We start from the raw sequence: 26,963 nt of genomic DNA, 5'->3' as shown, positions 1-26,963 counted from the left end.
GCGGATACCGGGCCCGCGGAGGTCCTGGACGTAGAACTCAGGGGGCCTGGAGGTTGGACTCTCGGGACCTGGAGGTTGGACTCTCGCGGGTCAGGAGGGGCGGGCGTCCAGGGCTCGGGCCAGTTCCAGGCGGGAGCTGACGTTGAGCTTCGCGTAGACGCGGGAGAGGTAGACCTCGATGGTGCGCGGGCTGTAGTGCAGGGCCGCGGCGATGTCGCGGTTGCGCATGCCCTGCTGCACGAGGCGCGCCACGTTGGCCTCGGCCTCGGTGAGGAGGCCGGGGGGCTTGGCGCGGGCGCGCGGCACCTTGGCACCGAGGTCGCGCAGGCGGGCACCGGCCTGGCGGCGCAGGCCGTGCGCGCCCAGGCGGGTGAAGACGGCGTGCGCGTCGAGGAGGTCGGGCACGGCGGGGGTCAGCGAGCCGAGGGCCAGCTGGGCGCGGGCGCGTTCGAACACCAGGCCGCCCGCCTCCGCCTCGCGCACCGCGTCCCGCAGCACGTCCGGGTCGCGCTCGACCAGCCCCGCCACCCGGCGCACGGCGGTGCGGGTCCACGGTGACACCCGGTCCGCCGACACGACCCGCAGGCGCGCCAGGACCTCGCGGGCCCCGTCGACCCGGTCGTGCGCCAGGTCCAGCTCGACCAGCCTGGCCAGCAGCACGCAGCTGTACGCGGACGCGCCGTCGGGCGCCACGGCCTCCACGAGCGTCGTGCGGGCGCCTTCCGCGTCACCGCGCGCGGCCAGGTAGCCGGACATCGCCAACGCGTGCAGCCGCGCCATGTTCGGGCTGGTCGGCGGGTCGAGCCGGGCCAGCCGGGCGGCCACGTCCAGCTCGCCGCGCCACGTGCGCACCTCCAGCTCGATGGCGCGCAGGCCGTGCAGCATCATCAGCTCCTGCCGGGCCTCCAGCTCGGCGGCGGCCCGCCCGAGGCGTTCGAGGCAGGCGTCCCACTCGCCGCCGAACCAGTCCAGCGCCACGCCCGCCATCTCCAGCTCGCCGCGGAACGCGTGCCCGCCCGCGCGCTCGCGCAGCTCCTCGGCCCGCCGCAGCCGCCACGACGCGTCGTGCACCAGCCCGGCGAGCGCCCCGGTCGACGCGCCCACCGCCAGCGCCTGCAGCTCCAGCGCCGGCTGGTCGGCGGCGCGCAGCGCGCGGTTGGCGTACTCGACGGTCTTGTCGTGCCGGAACAGCATCGACGTGATCACGACCAGCCGGTCGAACACCACGACGCCCTCGGCGGCGGAGGTGACCGGCATGGCCTCGGTGCGCTCGGCCTCGGCGAGCGCGTCGGCGTGCCGCCCGGTGAAGACCAGCAGCAACGCGCGCTGGGCGTGCAGCGCGGCGGGCGCGTCGCCGGCGGCCAGCTCGGCGTCGGCCAGCCGCAGCGCCTCGTCCAGCCTGCCGACCAGGAACAGGCTGCTGAGCACGACGACCGCGCACCGCGACCGCTCGGGGCCGGGCGGCAGGGCCTCCAGCGCGGCCAGGCCGGGTGCGACGGCGGCGGCCGGGCGGGACGCGTGGGCCAGCGCCCGGCACTGGGAGGCGAGCAGCGCGCCGCGTTCCGGCGCGGCCACCGGCAGCAGCTCCAGCGCCCGCGCGCACAGCGCCGCCGCCGTCTCCGGCGCGGTCGCGCGGTTGGCGTCGGCGGCCCGCGCCATGACCCGCACCGCGCGCAGGTCGCCGGGCGGCGCGGACTCGGCCAGGTGCCAGGCGAGTTCCAGCTCGTCGGTCGACAGGCCGCGGTCGAGGTCCTCCAGCAGCCGGGCGCTGACGAGGCTGTGCAGGTGGCGGCGCTGCGCGGGCCCGATCTCCTGGTACAGCGCCTCGCCGACCAGGGCGTGCGAGAACCGGTAGCCGCGGTCGGCGTCGCGCACGACGATGCGGGCGCGCAGCAGCTCGTCGAACGCGGCCACCACGCTGTCCTCGGGCAGCGACGCGACCCGCGCGAGCAGCCCGATCCGGTCCAGCCGCACCCGCCGGAACACCGACACGGCCCGTGCCACCGCACGCGTGTCGCGGTCCAGCGGGGCGACCCGGCGCAGCACCGCCTCGCGCCGGGTGAGCCGGATCGCGGTCGGCGACACGGTCAGCCGCGCGCGGTCACCGGTGACCTCCACCAGGTCCAGCTCGCGCAGCGACCGGGCGATCTCCTCCGCGAAGAACGGGTTGCCGTCGGCCCGCCGGCACACCTCGTGCGCCAGGCCGTCGTCCACCGGCGCGCCCAGCACCGACTCCACGATCCGCGCCACCTCGCCGCCGCCGAGCGGGGCCAGCTCCAGCCGCACCACCTCGGCGTGCCGCTCCAGCCGGTCCAGCAGCTCGTCCACGCCGCCGTTGACGTGGTGCGAGCGGGTCGCGGCCAGCAGCACCAGCGGCGCGGCGGTGACCCGGCGCAGCACGACGGCGAGCATCGCCAGCGAGTCGTCGTCGGCGCGGTCGAGGTCGTCGAGGACGAGCGCGGCGGGCCGGTCGGCGGCGAGCGCGGTGAGGGCGCGGGCGACCCGCTCGCACGCCCGGCCGAACCAGCCCGCGTCCGGCACGCCCGCCGGGACCAGCGCCTCGGCCTCCCCCGCCGTGCCGGGGCACGACCGCAGGGCGGTGGCGACCGCGGCGTACGGGATGCGCCTGCTCACGTCGTCGGACTCGGCGGCCAGCACCGCGCAGCCCCGGTCGCGCAGCCCGGCGCGCGCCTGCGCCAGCAGGCTCGACTTGCCGATCCCCGGCTCCCCCGACACGACGACGGCGACCACGCCCGCCGCGGGCACCCGGGCCACCGCGTCGGCGACGGTCGCCAGCTCGCGCTCCCTGCCGAAGAACGCGCGACCTGAGGAGGACAAGGGGCGGCCTCCCGTCGTTGGGGACGTTTCACCCTACCGACTGAGGAATCCCTACTCACGTGTCATGGCTCACGGTGGTGGCATGGACTCCCACCACCGCCGCACCGGGAGGGTCGATGACGGTCCAGGGCACCTGCCACGACGATTTCGCCGAGGTCCGCGCCGAGTTCGAGGCCAACTTCGCGCACCGGGGTGAGGAGGGCGCGGGCGTGCACGTGACGGTCGACGGGGAGACCGTCGTCGACCTGTGGGGCGGTGACGCGGGCGGGCGGCCGTGGCGCGAGGACACCATCACGCACGTGTGGTCGTGCACCAAGGGCGCGACCGCGCTGTGCGCGCACGTGCTGGCCTCGCGCGGCGAGCTGGACCTGGACGCGCCGGTGACCCGCTACTGGCCGGAGTTCGGCGGCGCGGGGTCGGGCGGCACTGTGGCGGGGGCGACGACGCTCGTGCGGGACCTGCTGTCGCACCGGGCGGGGTTGGCCGCGCTGCGCGAGCCCGCCCCGCCGGGCCTGATGTTCGACTGGGCGGCGACGGCGGGCGCGCTGGCCCGGCAGGAGCCGTTCTGGGAGCCGGGCACGCGGCACGGCTACCACGCGCTGACGTTCGGGCACCTGGTCGGCGAGGTCGTGCGGCGGGTCAGCGGGACGGGGCTGGCCGAGTTCTTCGAGAAGGAGGTGTCCGGGCCGCTGGCGCTGGACTTCTGGCTCAGGCTGCCGGAGGACCTGGAACCGCTCGTCGCGCCGACCCTGCCGCCGGTGCCGGGGTCGCCGGTCGCGAGCCTGTACCGGCGGGCGATGGCCGAGCCGGCGTCGGTGCAGGCGTTGCTGCTGACCAACGACGGCGGGTACGCGGCGGCGTCCGGCACGCGTGAGGCGCACGCCGCGGAGTACGGGTCCGTGGGCGGGATGGCCAACGCACGGGGGTTGGCGCAGATGTACCGGCCGCTGGCGCTGGGCGGCGAGTACAACGGCGTGCGGCTGGTCGACGAGGGGCAGGTCGCGGTCATGTCGGCCGTGGAGTCCGCCGGGTTCGACGAGATGCTGCTGACGCCCACCCGGTTCTCGCTGGGGTTCATGAAGTCGGTCGGCAACCGCCACCTGCCGCCGGCCGACCGGGGCGTGGTGCTGGCGGAGGACGCGTTCGGCCACTCGGGCATGGGCGGGTCGCTCGGTTTCGCGTCGCCGGCGGCGCGCATGTCGTTCGGGTACGTGATGACGCGGATGGGGCCGGGCGTCGGGGTCAACGAGCGCGGACAGTCCCTTGTGGACGCCACCTACCGCGCGCTGGGCCACCGCCAGGCCCCCAACGGCCCCTGGTACCGCTGACCCCGCCCCCGAGAGTCCAACGCTCAGACCTCGAGAGTCCAACGCCCAGGACCCGAGAGTCCAACGCTCAGGACCCCTGAGTTCTGCGTTCAGGACGCGGACGCCGGGCTCACGGGGTCCTGAGCGTAGAACTCACCGGGCCTGGACGTTGGACTCTCGCGACCTGGACGTTGGACTCTCGGGGCCTGGGGGTTGGACTCTCGGGGTGGTTAGCATGGCTCGGTGATCGAGGTCGTGCGCTGGAGGCGGGTGGCGGCGTCGCCTGAGCGGGTGTGGCAGGTGGTGTCGCGGGCGGCGGGGGCGGCGGCCTGGCTCGCGGGCTGCGAGCGCGTGGACGTCACGTCCGGCGCGGGGCGCGGCGAGCGGCGCACGCTGCACGGCCGGTGGGACGGCCGCGCGTCCGAGGTCGACCAGGAGGTCGTGGAGTTCCGGCGGCCGGCGGTCATCGCGTGGCGGCACGTCGCGGAGCGCCTCGACGGGCGGCCCGCGCCGCGCTTGGCCCTGCGCACCGAGTTCCGGGTGGAGCTGGCGCCCACCGGGGACGGCGGCACGGTGGTGCGCCTGCGGTTGCTCCAGGTGCCGGTGTCGGCGTTGCGGGGTGTGCTGCTCAGCGCGTTCGGCCGTCGCCGGGCGGCGGTGGCGATGGACGCCTCGCTCGACCGGTTGACCGACCTGGTGGGGGGCGGGGACGGGTGAGACCGGGGACGGGTGAGGCGGGAGTGGCTACTGGGTCATGCCGTACACCGACCTCAGCCACACGCAGGTGAGGGTGTCGACCAGCTCCCGGTCCTTCGCCGCCGAACGGCGGGACCGCGAGCGCGTCAGGAACGCCTGCTCGTTCATCTGCACCAGGATCGTGGCCAGCGCGCGGGCGTCCGGGCCGGGCGGCGCGGCGCCGGCGGCCCGCTCGATGTCGATCTGCCCCGCGGTGGAGTCGATGAACCGCCTCGCCACCCCGGCCCAGAACTCGCGCATCGACGGGTCCGTGTCCCGGGCGCGGACGGCGGCCCGCAGCACCGGCCCGTGCCTGCGCCACAGGGCGAGGCTCGCGCCCAGCGCCCGGCGGATCGAGTCCTCCGGCGGTTCGCTGCCGCGCCGCAGCCAGGACGACGCCGACTCGTAGACGGCGTCGAGGACCGCGCCGGACAGCGCGTGCAGCACGGCTTCGCGCGACGCGAAGTGGAAGTAGAACGTCGACCGGGAGATGCCCGCGCCCGAGGCGAGCTCGTCGACCGCGATGTCGTCCAGCGAACGCGTCTGCAACAACCGCTCGGCGGTGTCCAGGATCGCCTGGGAGGTGAGGTCGCCCTTGCTGGGCCTGCGCCGCGACCCGACCGTGCCGGCACGTGGGGACATGGCGGACATCCTGGGGCGGGCGGCCCGGCGGTCGCAAGGTCCGCGAGGGCAACGGTGCCAAGTCGAGAGCAGGTCGCCCGACCACCCGGTCATGGGCCACCCGACCACCGGGTCATCGGTCCACCGCGCCCGCGCGCGGTTCGCGGACCGCGCGCGGGCGCGGTAGAACAGGACGGGTGGACCCCCTCTGGGCATTGCGGCAGGTGGCGTTCCAGCTGGAGCGCGCGGGCGAACCCACGTACCGGGTCAGGGCGTTCCGCCGGGCCGCGGACGTCGTGGCGGGGCTCGCCGACGGCGAGCTGGAGCGGCGCGCCGGGGACGGGACGCTCACCGACCTGCCGGGCATCGGCAAGTCCACCGCCGGGGTGATCACCGACGCCCTGGCCGGGCGGGAACCGTCCTACCTGGCGCGGGTGCGGGAACCGGTCGTCGGCGGGCGGGAGCTGCGCGAGGCGCTCAAGGGCGACTGCCACACCCACTCCGACTGGTCGGACGGCGGCAGCCCGGTCCGGGAGATGGCGGAGGCGGCCCGCGACCTCGGCCACGAGTGGGTGGCGCTCACCGACCACTCGCCGCGCCTCACCGTCGCGAACGGGTTGTCGGTCGACCGGTTGCGCCGGCAGCTGGACGTGGTGGCGGCGCTGAACGAGGAGCTGGCCCCGTTCCGGGTGCTGACCGGGATCGAGGTGGACGTCCTCGACGACGGCTCGCTCGACCAGCACGAGGACCTGTTGGCGGAGCTGGACGTGGTGGTCGCGAGCGTCCACTCGAAGCTGCGGATGCCCGGGCCCGAGATGACCCGGCGGATGGTCGAGGCGGTGTCCAACCCGCACGTCGACGTGCTGGGCCACTGCACCGGGCGGCTGGTCACCGGCAAGGGGCGGCCCGAGTCGGAGTTCGACCCGGAGGCGGTGTTCGACGCGTGCGCCGAGGCCGGCACGGCGGTGGAGGTCAACTCGCGCCCGGAGCGCCGCGACCCGCCGGGCAGGCTGCTGCGGCTGGCGGTGGCGATGGGGTGCTCGTTCGCGATCGACAGCGACGCCCACGCGCCCGGTCAGCTCGACTGGCTGTCGTTCGGGTGCGAGCGGGCCGAGGAGTGCGGGGTGACGCCCGACCGGGTGATCAACGCGCTGGGGGTGGACGAGTTCCTCGCGCGGTGAGTCGGTGTGTGAAGGGAGGGAACGGGAGCGGGCGGGAGGGAGCAAGCGGGGACGGGCGGGAGGGGACGGGCGGGGGCGGTCAGCGGCCGGCGGTGGCGGAGCGGCGCACCCGGGAGGCGCGCACCAGGTGGCCGTACCACGGCACGAGCGGCCCGGTGCGGCCGTCCACCAGGCGCTGCCACGTGGCGCGGCACAGGGCCAGGAACGGGGCGGGGTCCCAGTCGCCCACCAGGTCGGCCAGCGAGCGGTCCTGCACGTTGCCCAGCGCGTAGCGGCGGTCGAAGCCGTAGGACACCGGCACGGCCGCGCCGTTGGCCTCGACCACCAGCGGCGTGAGCCAGGAGCCGAGCGGCTGCCCGTCCTCGACCGGGACGGCCATGAACGCCTCCGGGCGGCGGGCCAGCATCGTGCGCGGCACGGCGTCGAGCTGCACGGCCATGCCGTGCTCCTCGGCGATGCGGCCCAGCTCGACCGCCGCGTAGGCCAGCTCGACGGCGTCGGGGCGCTCCCCGGCCATCAGGCGGTTGGCCGCGCCCTCCGGTTCGAGCGGGTGCACCTGGAGCAGCAGCGCGCCGGACCCGGAGGCGGCGAGCGCCACGTCGCCGAGCTGGGTGGCGTTGCCCTGGGTGAGGGTGGTGATCACGCCGACCGGGATGCCCGCCTCGGTGAGCCTGCGGATGCCGGCCAGCGCCTTCTCGAACGCGCCGCCCTGGTCGCGGATGCGGTCGTGCGTGGCGCGGTCGCCGTCGAGGGACACCGCGACGAGGTCCACGAGGCCGCGCACCAGCCCGATGCGGCGCTGCGTCAGCGCCACCCCGTTCGTGGTGACCGTCGTGCGCATCCCGGCGTCCCGCGCGGCCCGCAGCAGGGCGGGCAGCTCCGGGTAGAGGAACGGTTCGCCGCCCGACACGTTGAGCACGTCGTAGCCGAACCCGGCGGCGTCGCGCACGACCCGGGCGAGGACGCCGATGGGCACGGACTCGGCGACGTCCGGGCCCGAGCTGGAGTAGCAGTGCAGGCAGCGCAGGTTGCACAGCCTGGTCGGGTGCACTTGCAGCACCGCTCGGCCGCCGGTGTGCCCCGCCATGCCACCCTCCAGCGTCTCGGATATCCATATGGAGGGCCGAGTGGACGCGCAAATACGTCTATCCGTCACCGAAGCACTGCTCATTCCCTCGTAAGTGGGAACCTCGGCAGGTCGTGAAACGGCGCGTCGCACGCCGACGACTCCCCTAGCGAGGCGACACGAGCGCTCACCCAGTGGGGAGGGGGCATGCGCCGCGAGTTCACCGTTCCCGCCGACGCCGCCGACGAGGCGCGGCGCCGGCTCCTGCGCGACCTCCACGACGGGCTGGGGCCGGCGCTGGCCGCCGTCGCGCTGGGGCTGCGCGCCGCGCGGCACCTCGCGCCGAACGACCCGGCCTCGGCCGGCCGGCTGCTGGCCCGGCTGGAGGAGGAGGTCCACACGGCGGTGGACGAGATCCGCAGGCTGGCCGCGGGCGCGTGCCCGGCGGCGGTGGCCCGGCTCGGCCTGGCGGACGCGGTGCGGGCGCACGTGGCGACGCTGACCGACCGGCAGCCGGTGCGGGTGGACGTGCACTGCGACGGGCTGCCGGAGCTGCCGGTGGCGGTGCAGGTCGCGGCCTACCGGATCGTGTGCGAGGCGGTGACGAACGTGGTGCGGCACGCGGGCGCGCGGCACTGCGCGGTGCGGCTGTGGTTCGCCGGCGGGCTGCACGTCGAGATCGTCGACGACGGCGTCGGGAACCTCGGCCCGGGGTGCCCGGCGGCGGGGCGGGACGACGGCGTGGGCCTGCGGTCGATGGACGAGCGGGCGCGCGAGGTCGGCGGCACGTGGCGCGTGGAGCACGTCGACGCCGGCGGCACCCGGGTCTGCGCGGACCTGCCGGCCGCGGGCGGGGCGTGAGCGGGCGTGCCGCCGCTGCGGGCGCTCGTGGTGGACGACCACCCGCTGTTCCGCTACGGCCTGGCCACCGCGCTCGCCGGCGCGCCCGGCCTGGAGCTGGTCGGCGAGGCGCCCGGCGGCGTGGTGGCGGTGTCGATGGCCGCGGCGCTGTGCCCGGACGTCGTGGTGATGGACCTGAACATGCCCGACCTGGGCGGGGTGGAGGCGACGCGGCGGATCGTGGCGCACGACGCCGGGGTGCGGGTGCTGGTGCTGACCATGTTCGACGACGACGAGTCGGTGTTCGCCGCGATGCGCGCGGGCGCGCTGGGCTACCTGCTCAAGGGGTCGAGGCCGCAGCAGATCGTGCGGGCGGTGCGGGCCGTCGGCGAGGGCGAGGCGATCTTCAGCCCGGCCATCGCGGTGCGGCTGCTCGCCTACTTCGGCAGCGCGCCGGCCGAGCGGGCCGAGGCGTTCCCGGAGCTGACCTCGCGGGAGCGGGAGGTGCTGCGGCTCATGGCCGGCGGCACGGGCAACGCGGCCATCGCCCGGCTGCTGGTGCTCAGCCCGAAGACGGTGCGCAACCACGTGTCGAACATCCTGCGCAAGCTGCACGTCGCCGACCGCGCCCAGGCCGTGTCCCGGGCCAGGCAGGCCGGTCTGGGCGACGGGTCGGGACACATCGGGACACCCGGCCCATAGTGCCGGGACACGTCGGGTCGCGACGATTGCCGCAGGCCCATCGGGGGCACGAGGCGGGGAGCACGACATGAGCGGTGAGCAGATCGCGGTGGTCCTGCACGCGGCGGACTCGATCACGAGGGCGGGGGTGACCGCGGCGCTGCGGTCGCGCCCGGAGGTCCGGCTGGTGGAGCCGGGCGAGGACGCGCCGGTGGCGCTGGTCGTCCTGGAGCGCATGGACGGCGAGGCGCAGCAGCTGCTGCGCAGGCTCCAGGCGCCGGGCAGCGCGGGCATCGTGCTGGTGGCGGGCGACATCGCCGACCCGGAGCTGCTGAACGTGGTCAGCAGCGGCGTGTCCGCGGTGGTGCGCCGGTCCGACGCGACGCCCGACACGCTGGTGCGCCTGGTGCGGGCGACCGCGGCCGGCCAGGGCACGCTGCCGCCCGACCTGCTGGGCAGGCTGCTGGACCGGGTGTCGCGGTTGCAGCGCAACGTGCTCAACCCGAACGGCTGGAGCATGGCGGGCATGTCCGACCGGGAGACGGAGGTGCTGCGGCTGATCGCCGACGGCTTCGAGACCCGGGAGATCGCCGAGAAGCTGTGCTACTCCCAGCGCACGGTCAAGTCGATCCTGCACGACGTCACCAACCGGTTCCAGCTCCGCAACCGGGCGCACGCGGTGGCGTTCGCCCTGCGCGAGGGGCTGATCTGAGCGAGGCCGACCCGGGGGCGTCGTCCGCAGCGCCCGGCGCATCGGTCACAGCGCCCGGGGCGTTCACAGCGCCCGGCCGGAGAAGGACACCGACGGTGTGCAGTTCCCCTTCCCGGCCGGGTTCTGGCAGCTCACCTGCACGACGACCTTCTCGCCCTTCTTGAAGCTCAACGGCTCCACGTAGTGCCGGTCGAGGTCGCGGAAGTTGGCCAGGCCGACCTCCAGCAGCACGCTGCGCTCCCCGCCCGCCTCCCGCAGCACGCGCACGGTGCCCGTGTCGCCGCGCGGGTTCTGGAGCACGATGTCGGACACCAGCAGCGCCTTGTCCTCCGGCGGGGTGAACGTGAAGTCGGCGAACAGGGCGGGGTTCGCCACGACGGCCGCGTCGGCGGCGACCCGGAAATCGGTGGGCTCGCCGGGCAGCTCGCCCGCGGCGGGCGGCGCCTTGGAGGTGGGCGGCGAGCCGGGCGCGGCCTCCGGGTCGAGCCCGACCTCCTGCATGGCCTCGGCGGCCCGCGCGTTGGCCTGCCGGGCCTCCTCCCGCGCCTCGCCGGCGCCGGCCTGCGCCTGCTCGGCGACGGCCTTCACCTCGCCGGCCTGCTGGGTCGCGGCCTCCCGCGCGGCGGACTTCACGGCGGGTTTGAGCACGGTGAACCACAGGGCGACCAGGACGGCGGCGAGCGCCAGGAGCGCGAGGAGCGCGGGCAGCAGCCACCGGGGCATCAGCTGCCGCTGCACGAACGTGCCGTTGGCGGTGAGCGCCTCCCCCGTGCTGGGCACGACGTCCACCCGGAACGGCCGGGTTCGGGACGGCCCGCGCAGGAACGTGTCGCGCGGCTTCACGACGAACTTGACGAACGCCGCCGTGCCGGGCGCGAGGTGCACGTCGCCGCGCTCGAACCGGAACTCCAGCTCGCCGTCCGGGTCGGCCGCGTGCAGCCGCACCGCGAGCGGGTGGTTGCCGACGTTGTCGACGGCCAGCTCGAACCGGCCGCGCGAGCCCGCCTCGACCTTGGTGGGCACGAGTTCGGCGGTCAGGTCGGTGAACCCGCCGACCTCGACCACGCCCTCCTCGACGACCGACCCGTACGGGTCCTCGCGGGAGGCGACCCGGATGCCGAACGGCACCGGCCCCGCGGCCACCTCGGCCGTGCGCGGCGGCGCGAACCGCACGACGACCGAGGCGGACGCGCGGGGGACGAGGCTCACCGAGGCCGGTTCCGCGGCGACCCACCCCGCCGCGTCGCCGACCACGTCCACGGTGAACTCGTCGACCAGGTCACCGGTGTTGCGCACGACCACCGTGCAGGTGACGTCTTCGCCGGGCGCCACGGTCAGGCCGGTGGCGGACAGCGTCGCGGTTGCGCCCATGGGTCGATCCTCCGGTGGTCTGGTCGGTTCGGGCACCGGCCCGGGGGTGGGTGGCGGTGCGGCGGGTGCTGCCCCTGCGGGCAGCGGCCCGGTCGTCCGGGTGGCGGCGGTCGTCGGGTGGCGGGTGGCGGCGGTCGTCGGGCGTCAGGCGGCGGTGGTCGTCGGGCGGCGGTCACTCGCGGGACGCGAAGTCGGGTGGTTGCAGGGTCCTGGGCACGACCAGGAACTCCGCCGACCGGACCGGGCCGAACCGGGGGCCGGCGGTCGCGGTCGCCTCCAGCCGCCGGGGGCCGATGAGGTCGTTGTGGAACACCGGGAACTGCGCGTCGAACGTCCCGTCGCCGCCGACCGGGACGGTGCCCGGGGACTCGGAGATGCCGAGCGTCCAGGTCAGCGCCACGGTGGCCCCGGCGGGGAAGCCCCTGCCGGTGGCGCGCGGCACGGACCCGGTGGGGCCGACGCCCGGTTCGACGGCCACCTCGGGCTGCCGCACCAGGACGCGCGCCACCGCCGTGTTGTCGGCCGCGTCGCTGTCCGGGCCGGTGCCCACCACCGACCCGCCCGCCGTCGTGTCCGCGGCGGCCCTCGCGGGCAGCACGACCCGCACCTCGGCCTCCTGGCCGGGGGCGAGCACGCCGATCGGGCACGTCGCCGCGCACGGCGAGGTGGCGGGCAGCAGCTGCGGCGGCAGGGCGGTGACCACGGCGACGTCGGTCATCGGCGCGGGCGAGCCGTTGCGCACCCGGTAGGACAGCACCACGTCGTCACCGCCGACGAAGCCCTCCGCCGGCGCGGCGGCCACGGCCAGCGACAGCGACCCGGGGTTGTCCGGCGGCCGGACCTCCTCGGCCACGGTCACCGGCACGTCCACCCGGTTGTCGGCCGGGTTGACGTCCGGCGGCACGGCGGCGGTGAGCACCTGCCCGCCCGCCGCGACACCGGTGAGGGTGACGGTCACCTCGGCGCCCGCGCCGGGCGCGAGCCGGCCCAGCGCGCAGCCGGTCGGCGTGCAGGAGCCGGAGGTGGTGGCGGTGGCGTCGACGCGCAGCCCGGCGGGCGCGGTGAGCGCCAGGTCGGCCTCCCGCGCGGCCAGGCCCGCGTTGACCACCCGCAGGCGCACCGTCGTCGTGCCGCCGAACACCACGTCCGCGGGCGCGGCCGTCCCGGTCAGCCGCAGGTCGGGCAGGCGCTGGAAGGCGGGTTGGCGGACGCCGTCGTCGCCGAAGGAGACCAGTTCGACCTCGTCGCCGCCGCTCGGCGCGATCGTCCACACGCGCCCCGGTCCTTCGCCGCCCTCGTAGCGGTGGAACGCGATCCGCGCGCCGTCCGGCGACCACGCGGGGGCGTTCGCGTCGTCGGCGACGCGCGCGGCGTTCGCGCCGGACGCGTCCGCCACGCACAGCCCGCCCTCGTGCCGGTAGACGAGCCGGTTGCCGTCGGGCGACCAGTCGGGCTGGTCCTCGTACCCCGCGCAGCCCTCGGCGAACAGGCGGGACAGCTCGACCTGGCCGCGCACCGCCGTGCCCGCGAGCCGGGCGAGCCACACGCCCCGGCGGGACTCGTCGTCGTCCGGGGAGTAGACGGTGAGCAGCGTGCGGGCGGTGGCCGTGCGGCCGGCGGCGTCGGTGGCGGCGCAGGTGACGGTGGTCAGGCCGACCGGGAACAGGGCGCCGGGCACCGCGTCGCAGCGCGGGGTGAGCGCTGTGCCCGCCGCGTCGGCCGCGGTGGCGGTGAAGGCGACCGGCACGGGCGCTCCGGTCGGGCTCGGGGCGGCGTTCGCGGCCACGACCACCGTGGGGCCGTCGGCGCGGGTGACGTCCAGGTGCTGCTCGTGCGGCCGGTCGGGTTCGCGGCCGTCGAACAGGAACCGGACCGTGCAGCGGGCGTCGCCGAGGGCGGCGTCCCGCGACCGGCCGGGGCCGGGATCGGTGAACCGCACGGTCTCGGTGAACGTGACGTCGGTGTCGCCGGCGGCGACGGCCTCGCGCGGCTCGAAGGACACCGAGACGCCCTCCGGGCACTCGGCGACGGGCCGCACGGCCACCGGGACCTGCGCGATGCCCCGCCGGATGGCCGCGACGACCCGGTCCGGCGGGGCGCCCGCCTCGACCAGCGCCCCGCCGGTCCGGCCGGTGATCTCGGCGGCCTGGCCGAGGCGGTCCAGGCCCTCGGCGTTCCCGGTGATCACGGGGACGCCGACGACGCGCACGCCGCGCGGTTCGGGGTCGCCCGCCCGGCTGGTCAGGTCCTCCAGGACCGTCCTCCGCTGCCAGTAGCCGCGGCACTCGGCCGGTTCCGCCACCGGCGGCGGCGCGGCGCGCAGGCGGGGTTCGCCGGACGGGACCGGGGTCGGCACGCACTCGTGGCTGCTCGCGTCGCCCACCAGCACGACTATCCGGCTCGTCCCGGGGGTGTCGAACACCTCGTACTCGCCGTCCTCGCCCACGCCCCGGGACAGCTCGTGCAGCGCGTTGAACCAGTCCTCGGGCGGGTCGCCGCCGTGCCCGGGTTCGAACACCAGGTCCCAGAGTGCCCGCTGCACCGCCGCCGCGTCGCCCAGGTCGCTCAGCAGCTCGAAGCGGCGGTCGTCCGGCAGGTTGTCCTGGAAGGTCGCCAGGCCGAAGCGGGCCCCGGTCTCGGTCTCGGCGATGTCGTCCAGCACCGCCCGCAGGTCCGCGCGGACGTTCTCGATCGTGGACCCCATCGACTCGGTCGTGTCGAGCAGGAACACGATCTCGGGTTTCGTCGGCACGATCGGTGTGCGCACGGTGGCCGTTGTGGTGAAACCGGTGGGCGTGGACGCCCCGACGGTGAACGGCGTGACGCGCGGGGTGCGCGGGTCGAGGGAGTCGCGGGTGAACGCGACCGCGTCGCCGGCGGGCGACCACGCCGGGTCGCGGTCCTCCGCACCCAGGTGCGGCGCGCCCGGGACGCGGCCGAGCACCGCGCCGTCGGCCACCCGGACGAGGGCGACGCCCTCGTCGTCGGTGACCGCGAGCACCGTGCCGTCCGGGGACCACGACGGCTGCCGCTCGGCGCGGTCGCTGAGCGGGCGCGGGTCCGTGCCGTCGGCGTTCGAGACGACCACGCGCGTCCGGCCGTCGTCGTCGGCCGCGGTGCGGGCGAGCAGCGTGCCATCGGGCGAGTACGCGGGCTCCGAGTCGTCGGGGTCGGCGGTGGCGGTGGCCCGGCGCGCGTCGCCGCCGTTCGGGTCCGTGCTCCAGATGTCGCCCGGGTAGCCGCGCGAGACGCCCACGCGGTAGGGGGCGAGCGGGTCGTCCTGGGCCCGCGCCGCGCGGGGCTGGTCGGTCAGCAGGAGCCCGGCCAGCAGGACGGCGGCCGTCGCCACGTGTCTCATCACGTCATCCCGTCGCGAAGAACTCGATCTCGGCGAGCGCGACCTGGTCGCCGCGCAGCGAGCGGTGCAGCTCCACCACGTGCACCTCGACCTTGACCGCCCCGGCGCTGTTCCCGATCCCGACCTTCTGCTCGTCGGGGGTGTCGGCGACGGCGATGTCGAACGTCTTCCCGGTCGAGTAGACGAGGTGCAGCGTCCGGGGGCGGTGCGCGGCCTGGAAGTCGTCCGGGTCGCCCACCCGCACGATCGCCTCCCGCAGGTCCACCTCGCGGCCGAAGTCCAGCACCAGCGCGGGCGGGACCGGTTCGACCGGGGCGAGCCAGAACGTGTTCTTCGCGTTGTCGGCGGCCAGCAGCGGCGGGTGGTCCGGCGACTCGGCGGTGGCCGTGACGGCGGTGGGGCGGACCGGGGTCAGGTCGGTGATGCCCCGCACCTGCTTCACCCGCGCGGCGGCCCAGGCGTTGACCTCGCCGCGGACGGCGGGCACGAGCCCGTACGCGCCGACCGCGCCGAGCAGCGCCACGAGGAACGACCAGCGCAGCGCCCGCCCGATACCGCGGCGGGCCGCGCCGGTGCGGCGGCGGTGCCGGGTGCCGGCCTTGGCGGGGGCGCGTCGCGGCAGCAGGCGGCGCCACCACTTCTCCGCCACCGCCCGGGACTCGACGAGGTCCGAGCCGCAGCGGGAGCAGAACCTGCGGGTGGGCGCGTTGGCCTCGCCGCACTGGCCGCAGACCAGGTCGCCGGGCTGCGGTCGGCGGCGCTCGGTGAGCCGGGGCCGGTGCGGGCCGCCGCCCTGGGTCGCCTCGGTGGGCTGCACGGCTCCCGGCTGCCGGGGAGGCGGGGCCGCCGCGGGGGCGCCGGGTGGCGGGAAGCCGGGACCCGACTGGTCTGGTGATGGATAACCGGGGCTGTGGGGTGTGAGTGGTGGGAAACCCGGACCCGATCGGTCCGGTGATGGACAACCGGGCCCCTGGGGCGTGAGTGGCGCGAAGCCCGGCCCCGACCGGTCCGGTGATGGACAACCGGGTCCTGGGGACGTGGGTGGGGCGAAGCCGGGGTCCGGGTTCGCGGGTGGTGGAGGACGCGGGTCCCGGCCCGGCACCGGCCGGTCCGGCACGGGCTGCGGCGCGGGGGCGCGTTCCCACTCCAGGTACGTCCCGCAGGCCCCGCAGAACTCCGAGCCCGGCGCGTTGCCCTCGCCGCACTGCGCGCACACGATCATGCCCCCACCACCTCCAGCTCCACCGCGACGTGCGCGGGCACCGCCGAGGCGATGGCCGCGAACAGCCGGGTCCGGTCCACCGCGCCCGGTCGTGGCACGCGCACCCTGACGTGCACCCCCGCCGGGTTCTCCGCCACCGGCTGCCCCGGCCGGTCGGTCGAGGTCACGCCACCGCTGTCGCGCACCTCCACCTGCCCGCCGGTCAGCAGCGACACCCGCTCGGCCAGCCCGCGCCGCGTGCCGCGCCACCGGTGCAGCTCCACGGCCCGCGCCACCAGCACCCGCCGCTGGAGCACCGACCAGCCCTCGCCGACGTCCAGCGCCACCCAGTGCGCGAGCCAGTCGAGGAAGTCCTCGGGGGCCACCCTCGGGTCGAGGTGGCACGCGAACCCGTCGAGGGTCGTGAACACCGGCGCGAGCACCTCGTCGAGCGCGGCCAGGAACCGCTGCGTGAACAGGTCCTCCAGGTACACCGCGGGCAGCCGGTCGGCCAGCGGGTGCGGGGTCGCGGCCGGGGCGGTCACCGCGCCACCCGCACCTGGTGCCCGTAGGAGAACGCGAGGCCGTTGGGCGGCAGCTCCAGCCTGGCCACCGCGGTGCCGCGCTCCCCCGTCACCGGGTTCGCGCCGAACAGCTTGATCTCCTCGACCAGCTCGACGCCGGTCAACCGCTGGAGCACGGCGAACACCTCGCCGGACTGCACGGGCCGCCCGAACGGCCACCCGCCGCCCTCGGGGCCGCCGCTGACCGGGTTGAAGTAGTCGTACAGCGCCTGCACGGCCCGCGCCCGCAGCACGTCCTCCGGCGTCCCGGCCCTGGCCCCGAGCCGAGCCACCACCGTGACGCCCTGGTAGAAGGGCGGTTCGACGGACACCCGCGCGCCGACGCAGCGCCGCTGCTCCAGGAACCGCTCGATGCGCCCGCGCACGTCCGCGCCGGGCTGGAGCGCGGCGAAGTCCGCCTCCTCGTTCACCCCGACGGCGGGCACGACCAGCACCCGCACCGCCGTCGACGACGGCCCGGCGGGCACGCACCGCACGCGGGCGATCTCGGGCGCGGCCTCGCGGGTCAGCAGCTCGTAGTCCTCGGCGGTCACCGCGCGGTCGCGGGTGCGCAGCAGCAGGGGGCCGCGCAGGGCCGCGTCGCGCACGCCCTCCCCCGCCACGCCGCCGGACATGGGCCTGCGGTTGGCGACCGTGCTGACGAACGGCACGGGGTCGCGCTGGACCTGGAGCAGCCCGCGCGCGACGTTGCCGCGCAGCCCGCCGCCGGTGCGGTACCCGGGGACGCGGATCGCGGCCGACTTCGCGGGCACGGCCCCGTACCGGCGCACCCCGCCGCCCGGCTGCCGCACGGCGGGGCCGAAGACGACCTCGCCGCCGACCCGGTCGAGCACGACGTGCCGGTCCTCGGGGCCGGACTCGGCGAACGACCGCACCTCGGTCCAGCGCTCCCAGCCGTCGGGCGTGGCGACCTCCACGACGAGCGCGTCGTCGTCGACCACGACGGGGGTGCGGGCGAGCGGGAACCGCTGGCCGGGCACGCCCTCGGACACGCCGACGGTCTCGTCGCGCACGACGTCGGCGTGGGTGGCCCCGGTGGTGCCGCCGATGGTGGACGCCTCGACCGACACCAGGCGCGGCGGGCGCTGGTAGAACGGCCGGTCGGGCGCCGGTTCGACGGCGCGGCAGCGCAGCCAGCCGGCGCGGTGCCGGGCGATGACGGACGCGGCGTGCGCGTGCGGGACGTGCAGCACCACGTCGCCGGGCTGGTTGAAACCGCCGGTGGTGTCGCGGTCGACCTCGCACGGGCTCCAGCCGGTGCCGTTCCACGCCTCCCACGACCACGGCGGGTCGCGCGGGTCGACGCCGCGGCCCTCGGCGTGCGCCTCGACGCGCAGCAGCACCGCGCACCCCGGCACGGCGTCGGACAGCCCGAACAGCACCGCGTCGCCGGTGGCGGGCGGGTCGGCGAACACCTCGGGCTGCTTGCCGTCGCGCAGCTCGTCGGTGCGGTCGGCGGGCGGGACGTCGAGGCCGGCGACCGCCGTGACCAGGTGCGCGAGGGAGCACGGCACGATCGCCAGCTCGCGGTCGACGGTGAACACGACCGGGTCCTCGACCTCGCTGCGCTCGGTGGCGACCTGTGCGCCGGCGGGCACCACGACGGGCACCTCGCGCGAGGCGGACAGCCAGAACGTGACGTCGCCGCGCGCCGCCGTGGGCGGGAACAGCTTCACCCCGATGAGGTCGAGGAAGCGCAGGTAGTGCAGGTCGGGCACGCGGTTGAGCCGGTAGAGCAGCTCGTCGACCATGTGCGCGAACGCCTCGATCATGGTCACGCCGGGGTCGGACACGTTGTGGTCCGTCCACTCGGGACAGTGCTGCTGGACGCGGCGCTTGGCCTCGTCCACGAGGTCCTGGAAGCGGCGGTCGTCCAGGTTCGGCGTGGGCAGCGACATCAGGCGCCCTCCTCGTCGGCCTCGTGCGGCGGGATGACGTAGAAGGGGAACACCAGGTTGCGCGGGTCGTTCGTGCCGCGCAGCGCGTACCGGATGTCGATGAGCAGGGTGCCGCGGTCGACCTCGTCGAAGCCGACGGACACGTCGGCGAGCGTGATGCGGGGCTCCCAGCGCTCCAGCGACAGCCGCACCTCGTAGGCGATGCGCCCGGCGGTGGCGGCGTCGGCGGGCGCGAACACCAGGTCGTGGATGGCGCAGCCGAACTCCGGCCGCATCGGGCGCTCGCCCGGCGCGGTGGCCAGGATCAGCCGGATGCTCTCCACGATCTCGCGCTCACCGCCGACCAGCGCGACGGAACCGGTGGCGTCGGTGTGCACGGGGAACGCCAGGCCGCGACCGATGAAGTCCACCGTCACCCTCCGATCAGGACGGTCGGGAAGCCCAGGACGACCGGCGCGCCGCAGGCCGCCAGGTCGCCCACCCGGGCCGCGGGTCGGCCGCCGATCAGCACCGTCGGGCAGCCCGGCGGCAGGACGGGCGTCGGCGGGTGCGGTGGCAGTCCGGGGAACGAGCAGGTGTGCAGGCCGCCGACGGTCGCCGCCGGCACGCCGCCGATGAGCACGGTCGGCACGCCCGGCGGCGCGAGCACGCCGGGGTGCCCGGTCGGGTCGCCGACCCTCGCCGCTGGTGGCACGTCGCACCTCTCCTCCGTTGGTCCGCGGGTCGATCCGCCTGTCGATCCGTCAGTTGATCCGCACGAGCGCGCCGCGCACGGTCACCGGACCGCTCGCGGTCAGCTCCGCCTGGCCCTGGCCCGCGACCGACACGGTGGCGCCCTCGACCTTCACCCCGGCCTGACCGGACGCCGTGAGCCGCGCGCCCGCCTCGATGGCCACGTCGGTCCGCGCCGTCGCGGTGATCCTCTGGCCCTTGAGCTCCAGCGGGCCCGCGCCGGAGTCGATCGTGACGCCGTCCTGCGCCCTGATCACCACGGCCTTGCCGCTGGTCACCTCGATGACCTGGTTCTTCTGGTCGAGCTTGACGACGAACCTGCCGTCGCCGCTGGAGACGACGATGCCCTCGTCCTCCACGAACTCGACCTTGTGGTGCTCGCGGGAGACGAACGCGCGGGTGACGACCCGGCCGCTGTTGCCGTCCACCGGCTCCTTCGTCAGCGTCGGCGGCGCGTCCTTGCCGTTGTAGAGGCCGCCGAGCACGTACGGCGCGTCGAAGTCGCCGTGCTCGAAGCCCACCAGCACCTCGTCGCCGACCTCGGGGAGCACCAGCTCCCCGTAGCCGTTGCCCGCGCCGCCGTGCACGGTCCGCGCCCAGCCGCTGGTGAAGTCCGGCGACAGCCACGGGAACGTCACCTTCACGCGGCCGGTCCTCGCCGGGTCGCGCACGTCGCTGACCACGGCGGGCACCAGGCCGCGCGCGGGCGCGCCGGTCGGGCCGCCGTTGGCGAGCCCGTAGAGCGACCGCTCCTGGCGGCCGGACACGGTGAACTCCGTCTGGTAGCCGACCTGCTCGGCGAACAGGTGCCGGGTGCTGGTCAGCGTGTACTTGCCGGAGAACGGCTCGCCGATGTTGGTCAGCGCCACCGCCGTGCCGGCCCGCAGCGCGGGGTTGCCGCGCGCCACGCCCGCCAGCTCCGCGCACGCCCCGCCGAGCTGCGTGGCCAGGCCCTGCGCCACGGCGTTCGCCTCGGCCTGCGTGCGGTGCGGGCCGTTTGCCAGGAACCGCGGCGCGCCGAACCTCCCGCCCAGCGCCACCGGGTCGACACCGGTGACCTCGGTGCCCAGCGCGACCGGCGGCCTGGTCGCCACGACCGCCTCCTTGTTCTCCGCGTCCCAGCCGCGGACCTCCACCTCGGGGACCTGCTCGGCGGCGGTGACGGCGGCGCGCAGCGACAGCAGCGTGCGGTGCATCTCCAGCACCAGCGGGTTCTGCTTGGCCTTGGCGTTCTTCCCGGGCGCGCCGGCGGGCTTCTCCGGCAGCTGGAACTCCAGCTTCCCGTCCGGCACCGCGATCTGCGCGCCGACCAGCGCGGCGAGGCGCGCCAGGAACTCCCAGTCGCTCACCCCGTCCTGGCTGAGCTGGGTGTGCGGCCGGCCGAAGCCCTTGACGTCGTCGACCTGCCCCACCGGGATGTTCGCCCGCTGCGCGACCTTGCGGACGACGTCGGCCACCGTCATGTTCGGGTAGGAGACGACCCGGCGCCCCCGGAACAGCCGGTGCGCCAGGTCGTAGCCGCGGACCTCGGTGAACGTGCCGTGCGCGTCGAACTCGACGCCGACCGCGGTGACCTCGCCGGTGAACAGCGGTGTCGGCGCGCCCGGGTCGGAGCTCTGCACCTTCAGCACGACCTTCGCGCCGACCGTGAAACCCGCCTTGCCCAGCACGACGTGCCCGGGGTCGCGGAAGCGCAGCACGAACACGTCCGGCAGGTTGCGGCTGTCGTCGACGTAGGCGTGCGTGAGCAGGCCCTTGACGTCCTCGGGCAGCGGGCCGCCGCCGACCTCGACGACGAGCGAGTTCGCGAAGGTCTCATTGGGCACCGCGGACCTCCTCCAGGGCGGGCACCAGCAGCCGCGTGCCGGGCCGCAGCCGCATCGGGTCGTCGATGTCGTTGGCCTCGGCGATCTCCCGCCACAGCTCGGCGTTGCCGTACGCCTTGTAGGCCACGGACTGGAGCGTGTCGCCGGAGACCAGCACGTGCGAGTCGCGGGCGGCGAGCGCGCCCGACGTCGGGTTCTGGCCGCCCTGCTCGCCGGAGATCTCCTCCAGGTTCACCGTGCACGTGGCCCGCACCGGCACGCCCGCGGGCGTGAACAGGGTGTACTTGGCGCTGACGCTCGCGACGAACGCCGGGAACCCGGTCATGCCGCCCCACTTGAAGACCACCCACGGGGGCGAGCCCTTGCCGTGCCGGCGGCTCTCCTCGGTGGGCACGCAGCACTCGAACAGCTTCTCGACCTTCGTCACGACGCCGTCGTCCATCTTCTCGGTGGCGTCGAGGAAGACCTCCAGGGTGAGCTTGCACGGGTCGGAGCCCTTGAACTCCGGCGTGCCGGACTTGGGCACGTTCGGCTGGGGCGTGCGCTCCCACTTGGCGTTCTTGCTGAGCGACAGCTCCTTCGGGTTGAACTGGAAGGTGATCTCGTGCATGAGGTCGCCGGGCTTGGCCGCGCCGCCCGCCTTGGGCGGTCGGTGGACGCTCAGCTGGGCCTTCTGGAGGTTCGTCGGGGCGGCGTAGCTGGTCGCCCGCGCGGAGCCGGCGGACGTGAAGGTGATCGGGGAGGCCACCGGGTCACCTCGCCGTGCTCAGGAAGCCGTGGTGGGCGAGTTCGATGGTCTCGGTGGCGACCTTCGGCGAGTCGGCCGACAGCTGCGGCCCGCTCCACCGCACCGGCACCACGCCGGACAGCGCCCAGCTGGCGATGACCGTGCCTTCGAGGGTGCGCGCCTCGATGACCGCGGTCTTGCGCGCGATGCCGGCCGCCATGCCCGCGATCCAGCGGATGACCTTGTCGCTGTCCTTGGTGACGGGGCGGGACAGCTTCACGTTGGAGTACTTGATGCGCGTGGGCAACTGCCACACCATGCCGTTGTTGCCGCCCTCCTCGCGCTGTTCGAGCGTGAACTCGACGCCGAGCCCGTCGCAGCTGTCGAAGGAGCCGAGGTTCTCGTCGTCGATGCGCACGACGAAGCACACGGCAACCGCCTCTTCCACCCCGGCCATCTCACCGCCACCTGTCCGTCACGAGGCCGCGTCGTTCGCGGTCCATCCACAACTCGGCCTTGAGCCGCCGCACGAGCGGGTCGTAGAGCTTCTTCAGCAGTTCCTCGTGCCCGACGCCTGCCGCCTCCGGCACGGGAGCCGGTGCTTGTGTCTGTGTCTGTGTCTGTGCTGGCGTCGGAGCCGGAGCCGGTGTCGGCTCCGACGACTCGTCCACCCGGGCGACCACAGGCGACACCACGTCGACCACGCGCTGCACGACCCCGGCCACGGCCACGGCCTCCCCGACAGGCCGAGGTTCGACCACCTGGGGAACAGCCCGGACCACGGGGTGCCCCAACCCACTCACCCGCCGGGGACCAGCGCTGGTGGCCGCTCCCAGGTCAATGCCCGACGAACCGCGGTCGGGCTCGAAGCCAGGACCGGTGCTACGGCCAAGGGTGAGCCCAGGGCTGGGACCGGAGCCGGGGCCGGCACCAGGCAGAAAGCCAGAACCAGAACTGAGGCCAGGGCCGGAGTGAGAGTCGAGGCTGGAACCAGAACCAGAACCAGAACCAGAACCGGGGCTGGGGCTGGGGCTGGGGCTAACCCCAGAGCCAGAGTCGAAGCTACGACTGAGGCTGAGACCGGAGCCGGAAATGAGACCGGAACCGAGCCCGAGGCTAGGGGCAGAGCCAAGACCGGGGCTGGGAACAGAGCCGGAGCCAGGGTCGGGGTCGGGGTCGGGGGCGAAGCCGGAACCGAGCCCGGAGTTGAGACCGGGGCTGGGACTGAGATCGAGGCTAGGCGCAGGCGCAGGGCTGAGAGTGAGGCTGGGGCTAGAGGCAGGGCTGGGGCCGGAGGCGGGGCTCAGGCTGGGGCCAGGATCGGAGGCAAGGCCGGAACCAGTTCTGGAGCCGGCACTGGAGGCGAGGCTGGAGCTGGAAGTGGGGCTGGGGCTGGAAGTGGGGCTGGGGCTGGAAGTGGGGCTGGGAGCGAGGTCGGGAGTGGGGTTGGGGCTGTCGTCGGAGGCGAGGCCGGAGCTGGAACCGGAGTCCAAGGTGAGGTCGATGTGTCGCTGCACCACGCCCATCGCCATTTCACCCACAGTCGCCATTTCACCCACAGCCATTTCCTCCTCCACCTCCTCGCTTGCAGTCCTCTCCCCCACAGGCTGTTCACTCGCGGTCATTTCGCTTGGAGCTTCTCCGCGCACTGGGGGCTGATCGACCGGCGGGAGATCGCGGGTCGCGGGCCGCGCGGCACTGGTTTCCTTGACGTGCCGTTGGACCGCTGAAACCGAAGCCGGATTGCCGACCGCCGTACCGGTCACCTCGCCACGCGCCCTCGACGGCACGATCGGAGCACCCAGGCCGGTCGGACGCCCGGCAGCGGCAAGGGGTTTCGGTGCGACCTCCTCCACCGATCCGCTCACCTCGGGAGGTGCCTCAACCCGGGGTTCGGCAGGAGTGGGAGGCGGCACGGTGACTGGGTGCCCGCTCGACACTTCGGTCGGCGCAGGCGTGGGAACGGGAGTGTCCGCTGTGCTTTCGGCCGATGCGCCGGGAAGTGCGGCGGGAGGGTCGGCCAGTCTGCTGACCGGGAGAGTCGACGGATTCTTCGGAACGCCGGCGGAACTCATCCGAGCGGCGGGGGTGATGTCCGGCGCGACGGGAATGGTGTCCGGCGCGGCGGGAATGGTGTCCGGCGCGGCGGGAATGGTGTCCGGCGCGGCGGGAATGGTGTCCGGCGCGGCGGTGTCTTCGGTGGGGTTCTCGGGGGTGAGGCGGTCGGGGGGCGAGGAGGGTGGGGATTGTTGAACGATTCCTGCTCTGAACAATCGTGACAGCGAGCGCTTCGGCTTTGTCGCCTGTCGGCGGGCCAGGGGCATGTCCGCCGACGGGACCGCGCGGTCCTCGACCACGCGTTGCACCAGTCCGCCGATCACGCCCGACGGTTCGTCCGCCGACACCCGGTGGACGAGCGGCGCCAGGTAGGACGGGGAGTGCCACGACGTCAGCGACGACGTGAACCGCTCCACCGGGTTCACCAACGGGTGCTCCGGCAGCACGCGCTGGATCGGCGGCAGCGCACGCCACTCCGCCCGGTGCACCGGGAGCACCGGCGAAACCGGCCGAACCGGCGGCGCCGGGGGAACCGGAGTCCTTCGCCACGGCCACATGAGCCCTCACCGCCCTTGGCTGATCCTCGTGTTGATACGGGCGATCTCGGCCACGTACCGCAACCGGTCGGGGTGTTCGAGGTCGAGGATCGAGTCCCACGACCAGTGGAAGTGGTACGCCACGTACGCGACCTCCTCGTGCAGCCGGTCTGCCGCGTACGTCACGATCCCCCCAGGCGACCACCCGCGACGTCCACGCCGAACCCGTGCCCGCACTCGGGGCAGGCCACCGCGGCACGGGTGTGGCCTTCGCTGTTGACCCGCCGGTACACGTCCTGGAGGAACGCGAGGTCCGAGGCGAACAGGTTCTCCACGACGCCCGCGTGCACGTCGGTCACCGACCCGATGCGCACGACCACCCGCGCCAGCAGCACGACGGTCAGGTACGCCGCGTTCTCGCGCACCCGGTCGTCGCGCAGCGGCACCAGCTCGTCCCGCGCGGTGGCCAGGCGCATCACGCCCGACCGGTGCACGACGCCCGCGTCGTCCACGTACCCGCGCGGCAGCTCGAACGCGAACTCCGTCCGCATCGCCTCCACCGGGGAGGGGGGCGGCGGTGCGGCGCCAACGGGAACAGGACCGGGACCGGGACCGGGAGCCATCACCCTGCGCACGGCGTCTACTCGACTTCCATCATCTCGTAGGTGACGACGAGCTTCTCGGTGAGCACGCTGGTGTCGCCCGCCTTCAGCGACCCGATCTCCAGCGACTTGGGCCACGCGTTGGTCAGCTTGTACCGCTTGATCGCCTGGCCCTCGTAGTCGTAGACGATGATCGCGCCGCCCTTGCGGGCGCTGGCCATCTTCCCGAAGTGCGCGTCCTTCACCCACTTCTCGAAGCTGTTGTCGCCGGTGAGGCCGCGGGTGAGGGTGACCTCGCCCGCCTTCGGCCGGCCGGGGAGCTTCTTGATGACGTACTTGCCGTCCGCGGTGTTCTGCTTGAGCTCGATGACGTCCTGCTCCATCTTGAGGCCGGACACCTCGTTGATCTGCTTGATCGCGACGCCGTCGACTTCGAGGCCGAACGAGTGGCCGACGGACGTGTCGAGGTCGGGAAGTGCCATCACGAACCGCCTTTACTCGTTGACCAGGCTGGTGCCGCCGGAGACCTGCGCCAGGCGGAAGATCACGAACTCGGCGGGCTTCACCGGTGCGATGCCCACCTCGCAGACGACCTGGCCGAGGTCGATCGACTCGGCCGGGTTGGTCTCCCGGTCGCACTTGACGTAGAACGCCTCGTCCGGGGTGAGCCCGAACAGGGCGCCCTTGCGCCACTCGGTGACCAGGAACGCGCTGATGGTGCGCCGGATGCGGGCCCACAGGGCGTCGTCGTTCGGTTCGAACACGACCCACTGGGTGCCGGTGAGGATGGACTCCTCCAGGTAGTTGAACAGCCGCCGCACGTTCAGGTAGCGCCACGCCGGGTCGGACGACAGGGTGCGCGCGCCCCACACGCGGATGCCGCGGCCGGGGAACGAGCGCACGCAGTTGACGCCGATCGGGTTGAGCAGCTCCTGCTCGGCCTTGGTCAGCTGGGTTTCCAGCGCCACCGCGCCGCGGACGACCTCGTTGGCGGGGGCCTTGTGCACGCCGCGCGTGCCGTCGGTGCGCGCCCACACGCCCGCCACGTGCCCGCTGGGCGGGATGTGCAGGTGGTCGTCGCTCGCCGGGTCGAAGACCTTGACCCACGGGTAGTACAGGGCGGCGTACTTGGAGTCGTAGCCCGCGTCGTCGAGGCGCCAGTCCTTGACCTGCCGCGGGGTCAGGCCGGGCGGCGGGTCGAGCAGGGCGAGGCGGTTGCCCATCAGCTCGCAGTGGGCGATCACCGCGAGCTGCACGGCCTTGACCGACTCCAGCGTGATCGCGCCGCGCTGGTAGCTCGACATCAGGTCGGGCACCGCGACCACGGTGATCTCCTCGACGGCTTCCAGGCCGCCGAACCCGGTGCGGTCGGCGACGTCGCCCACGTAGTCGTCGGCGGCGATCCTGCGCGGCACGGGCGCGGCGGCCGGCGGTTCCTCCAGCGTCACGCTGCCCTTGTCGGGCCGGGCGGGGGCGGTGGACTGCGTCTCCTCGACCGTGATCAGGTTCGACTTCTCCTGCACGACGGTGACGACGTTCTCCTTGGTGCGCTTGGTGGTCACGTTGTGCGTCTCGACGACCTTGCCGTTCTGCTTGACCAGCAGCGTGAACCGGTCGTCGGGCGGGTTCTCGCCGGTGGGGTCGGCGACCTCGACGGTGATCTCGGCCGCGCCCAGCTCCTTCTTCGGCGTCACCCGGTACGCGCCGAGCGCGGCCTGCGCGCCCCCGGGCGGCGCGCCGTTCGCGCTCGTCCTCTCCCCGCCGATGCGGACGACGTAGCAGTTGGTGCCGCCGTTGAGGAAGTAGCCGTACACCGACTGCGCCAGGTAGCAGTCCTCGACGAAGTCGCCGAACACCTGCGTGTACCGGGCCCAGTTGGACACGAGCGTCGGCGTGTTGAACGGGCCTCGGGCGGCGAACCCGACGAAGGCGGCGACGGCGGTGCCCACGCCCTCGATGGGCCGGGCGCCGGCCTCCACCTCCTCGACGTACACCCCCGGCGAGAGATAGGTGGGCATCCGTTGCCTCCCAAGTGCTGTCGTGCGGGAACCGGACCGGATCGGCCGTGGTGACGATGGTGCTCGCGGTC

Annotated in this window: 24 protein-coding genes; 6 read left to right on the top strand and 18 right to left on the bottom strand. The window is 74.7% G+C overall.

The genetic code is table 11. The annotated features are described in order from the left end of the window. Positions 1–90: 90 nt before the first annotated feature. Positions 91–2,838, bottom strand: coding sequence for an ATP-binding protein (locus ACR807_RS18590; RefSeq protein WP_438922600.1), 2,748 nt, complete (start codon positions 2,836–2,838; stop codon positions 91–93). Between the two features lie 116 nt (positions 2,839–2,954). On the opposite strand from ACR807_RS18590, the gene ACR807_RS18585 reads away from it, so the two are divergent. Continuing rightward, positions 2,955–4,166, top strand: a complete 1,212-nt coding sequence (locus ACR807_RS18585; protein ID WP_438922599.1) for a serine hydrolase domain-containing protein — start codon at positions 2,955–2,957, stop codon at positions 4,164–4,166. A gap of 222 nt (positions 4,167–4,388) precedes the next feature. After that, complete coding sequence (locus tag ACR807_RS18580; protein WP_438922598.1) at positions 4,389–4,862, top strand: SRPBCC family protein; 474 nt, start codon at positions 4,389–4,391, stop codon at positions 4,860–4,862. A 27-nt stretch (positions 4,863–4,889) separates the two neighbouring features. On the opposite strand, the gene ACR807_RS18575 is transcribed toward ACR807_RS18580, so the two are convergent. Beyond that, positions 4,890–5,522, bottom strand: a complete 633-nt coding sequence (locus tag ACR807_RS18575) for a TetR/AcrR family transcriptional regulator (RefSeq protein ID WP_438922597.1) — start codon at positions 5,520–5,522, stop codon at positions 4,890–4,892. 176 nt (positions 5,523–5,698) lie between these two features. Here ACR807_RS18575 and ACR807_RS18570 point away from each other — a divergent pair, with 176 nt between their 5' ends. Further along, positions 5,699–6,682 (top strand): PHP domain-containing protein, encoded by a 984-nt coding sequence (locus ACR807_RS18570; protein WP_438922596.1) that lies wholly within the window; start codon positions 5,699–5,701, stop codon positions 6,680–6,682. Between the two features lie 79 nt (positions 6,683–6,761). Here ACR807_RS18570 and ACR807_RS18565 read toward each other — a convergent pair whose 3' ends face one another. After that, on the bottom strand, positions 6,762–7,769 hold the full coding sequence (locus ACR807_RS18565; RefSeq protein ID WP_438922595.1) for a radical SAM protein: 1,008 nt from the start codon (positions 7,767–7,769) through the stop codon (positions 6,762–6,764). Between the two features lie 186 nt (positions 7,770–7,955). Here ACR807_RS18565 and ACR807_RS18560 point away from each other — a divergent pair, with 186 nt between their 5' ends. The 3 genes from ACR807_RS18560 to ACR807_RS18550 all read left to right on the top strand — a co-directional run bounded on the left by ACR807_RS18560 (position 7,956) and on the right by ACR807_RS18550 (position 9,981). Further along, positions 7,956–8,609 (top strand): sensor histidine kinase, encoded by a 654-nt coding sequence (locus ACR807_RS18560; RefSeq protein ID WP_438922594.1) that lies wholly within the window; start codon positions 7,956–7,958, stop codon positions 8,607–8,609. A gap of 6 nt (positions 8,610–8,615) precedes the next feature. Further along, complete coding sequence (locus ACR807_RS18555; protein WP_438922593.1) at positions 8,616–9,290, top strand: response regulator; 675 nt, start codon at positions 8,616–8,618, stop codon at positions 9,288–9,290. A 67-nt stretch (positions 9,291–9,357) separates the two neighbouring features. Then, a complete protein-coding gene (locus tag ACR807_RS18550) occupies positions 9,358–9,981 on the top strand; it encodes a helix-turn-helix transcriptional regulator (RefSeq protein WP_438922592.1) in 624 nt (207 codons plus the stop codon). Positions 9,982–10,044: 63 nt separating this feature from the next. Here the strand turns inward: ACR807_RS18550 and ACR807_RS18545 are convergent, their stop codons facing one another. From ACR807_RS18545 to ACR807_RS18475, 15 genes are all read right to left on the bottom strand, one after another. Next, the gene (locus ACR807_RS18545; RefSeq protein ID WP_438922591.1) at positions 10,045–11,352 is read right to left on the bottom strand and encodes a hypothetical protein; all 1,308 of its coding nucleotides are present in this window, start codon (positions 11,350–11,352) and stop codon (positions 10,045–10,047) included. A 172-nt stretch (positions 11,353–11,524) separates the two neighbouring features. Continuing rightward, positions 11,525–14,710, bottom strand: a complete 3,186-nt coding sequence (locus tag ACR807_RS18540; protein ID WP_438922590.1) for an HYR domain-containing protein — start codon at positions 14,708–14,710, stop codon at positions 11,525–11,527. 4 nt (positions 14,711–14,714) lie between these two features. Then, positions 14,715–15,527 carry an NADase-type glycan-binding domain-containing protein gene (locus tag ACR807_RS18535; RefSeq protein ID WP_438922589.1) on the bottom strand — a complete coding sequence of 271 codons (813 nt, stop codon included), beginning with the start codon at positions 15,525–15,527 and terminating at the stop codon, positions 14,715–14,717. Between the two features lie 401 nt (positions 15,528–15,928). Beyond that, the gene (locus ACR807_RS18530) at positions 15,929–16,456 is read right to left on the bottom strand and encodes a phage tail protein (protein WP_438922588.1); all 528 of its coding nucleotides are present in this window, start codon (positions 16,454–16,456) and stop codon (positions 15,929–15,931) included. Continuing rightward, a complete protein-coding gene (locus ACR807_RS18525) occupies positions 16,453–18,393 on the bottom strand; it encodes a putative baseplate assembly protein (RefSeq protein ID WP_438922587.1) in 1,941 nt (646 codons plus the stop codon). The genes ACR807_RS18530 and ACR807_RS18525 overlap by 4 nt, the downstream gene beginning before the upstream one ends. Continuing rightward, the gene (locus ACR807_RS18520; RefSeq protein ID WP_438922586.1) at positions 18,393–18,803 is read right to left on the bottom strand and encodes a GPW/gp25 family protein; all 411 of its coding nucleotides are present in this window, start codon (positions 18,801–18,803) and stop codon (positions 18,393–18,395) included. Before ACR807_RS18520 ends, ACR807_RS18525 begins: the two co-directional genes overlap by 1 nt. A 2-nt stretch (positions 18,804–18,805) precedes the next feature. Next, entirely contained in the window at positions 18,806–19,087 is a 282-nt protein-coding gene (locus ACR807_RS18515; RefSeq protein WP_438922585.1) for a PAAR domain-containing protein, read from the bottom strand. A 49-nt stretch (positions 19,088–19,136) separates the two neighbouring features. Continuing rightward, a complete protein-coding gene (locus ACR807_RS18510) occupies positions 19,137–20,951 on the bottom strand; it encodes a VgrG-related protein (protein ID WP_438922584.1) in 1,815 nt (604 codons plus the stop codon). Then, positions 20,941–21,699 carry a CIS tube protein gene (locus tag ACR807_RS18505; RefSeq protein ID WP_438922583.1) on the bottom strand — a complete coding sequence of 253 codons (759 nt, stop codon included), beginning with the start codon at positions 21,697–21,699 and terminating at the stop codon, positions 20,941–20,943. The genes ACR807_RS18510 and ACR807_RS18505 overlap by 11 nt, the downstream gene beginning before the upstream one ends. Before the next feature lie 4 nt (positions 21,700–21,703). Next, positions 21,704–22,135: a phage tail protein gene (locus tag ACR807_RS18500; RefSeq protein ID WP_438922582.1), complete on the bottom strand. Its 432-nt coding sequence runs from the start codon at positions 22,133–22,135 to the stop codon at positions 21,704–21,706. Position 22,136: 1 nt separating this feature from the next. After that, positions 22,137–22,268: a hypothetical protein gene (locus tag ACR807_RS18495; protein ID WP_438922581.1), complete on the bottom strand. Its 132-nt coding sequence runs from the start codon at positions 22,266–22,268 to the stop codon at positions 22,137–22,139. 2,031 nt (positions 22,269–24,299) lie between these two features. Next, a complete protein-coding gene (locus ACR807_RS18490; protein ID WP_106618461.1) occupies positions 24,300–24,458 on the bottom strand; it encodes a DUF6760 family protein in 159 nt (52 codons plus the stop codon). Then, complete coding sequence (locus ACR807_RS18485; RefSeq protein WP_438922580.1) at positions 24,455–24,907, bottom strand: hypothetical protein; 453 nt, start codon at positions 24,905–24,907, stop codon at positions 24,455–24,457. Before ACR807_RS18485 ends, ACR807_RS18490 begins: the two co-directional genes overlap by 4 nt. Positions 24,908–24,912: 5 nt before the next feature. Further along, positions 24,913–25,356, bottom strand: coding sequence for a phage tail protein (locus ACR807_RS18480; protein WP_438922579.1), 444 nt, complete (start codon positions 25,354–25,356; stop codon positions 24,913–24,915). Between the two features lie 12 nt (positions 25,357–25,368). Beyond that, complete coding sequence (locus ACR807_RS18475; protein WP_438922578.1) at positions 25,369–26,892, bottom strand: phage tail sheath family protein; 1,524 nt, start codon at positions 26,890–26,892, stop codon at positions 25,369–25,371. Positions 26,893–26,963: the final 71 nt, after the last annotated feature.

It is taken from the genome of Saccharothrix sabaoui, from assembly GCF_051756985.1.
Classification (GTDB): Bacteria; Actinomycetota; Actinomycetes; order Mycobacteriales; family Pseudonocardiaceae; genus Actinosynnema.
The sequence above is the reverse complement of the archived record's forward strand: the minus strand, read 5'-3'. Positions and strand labels throughout refer to the sequence as shown.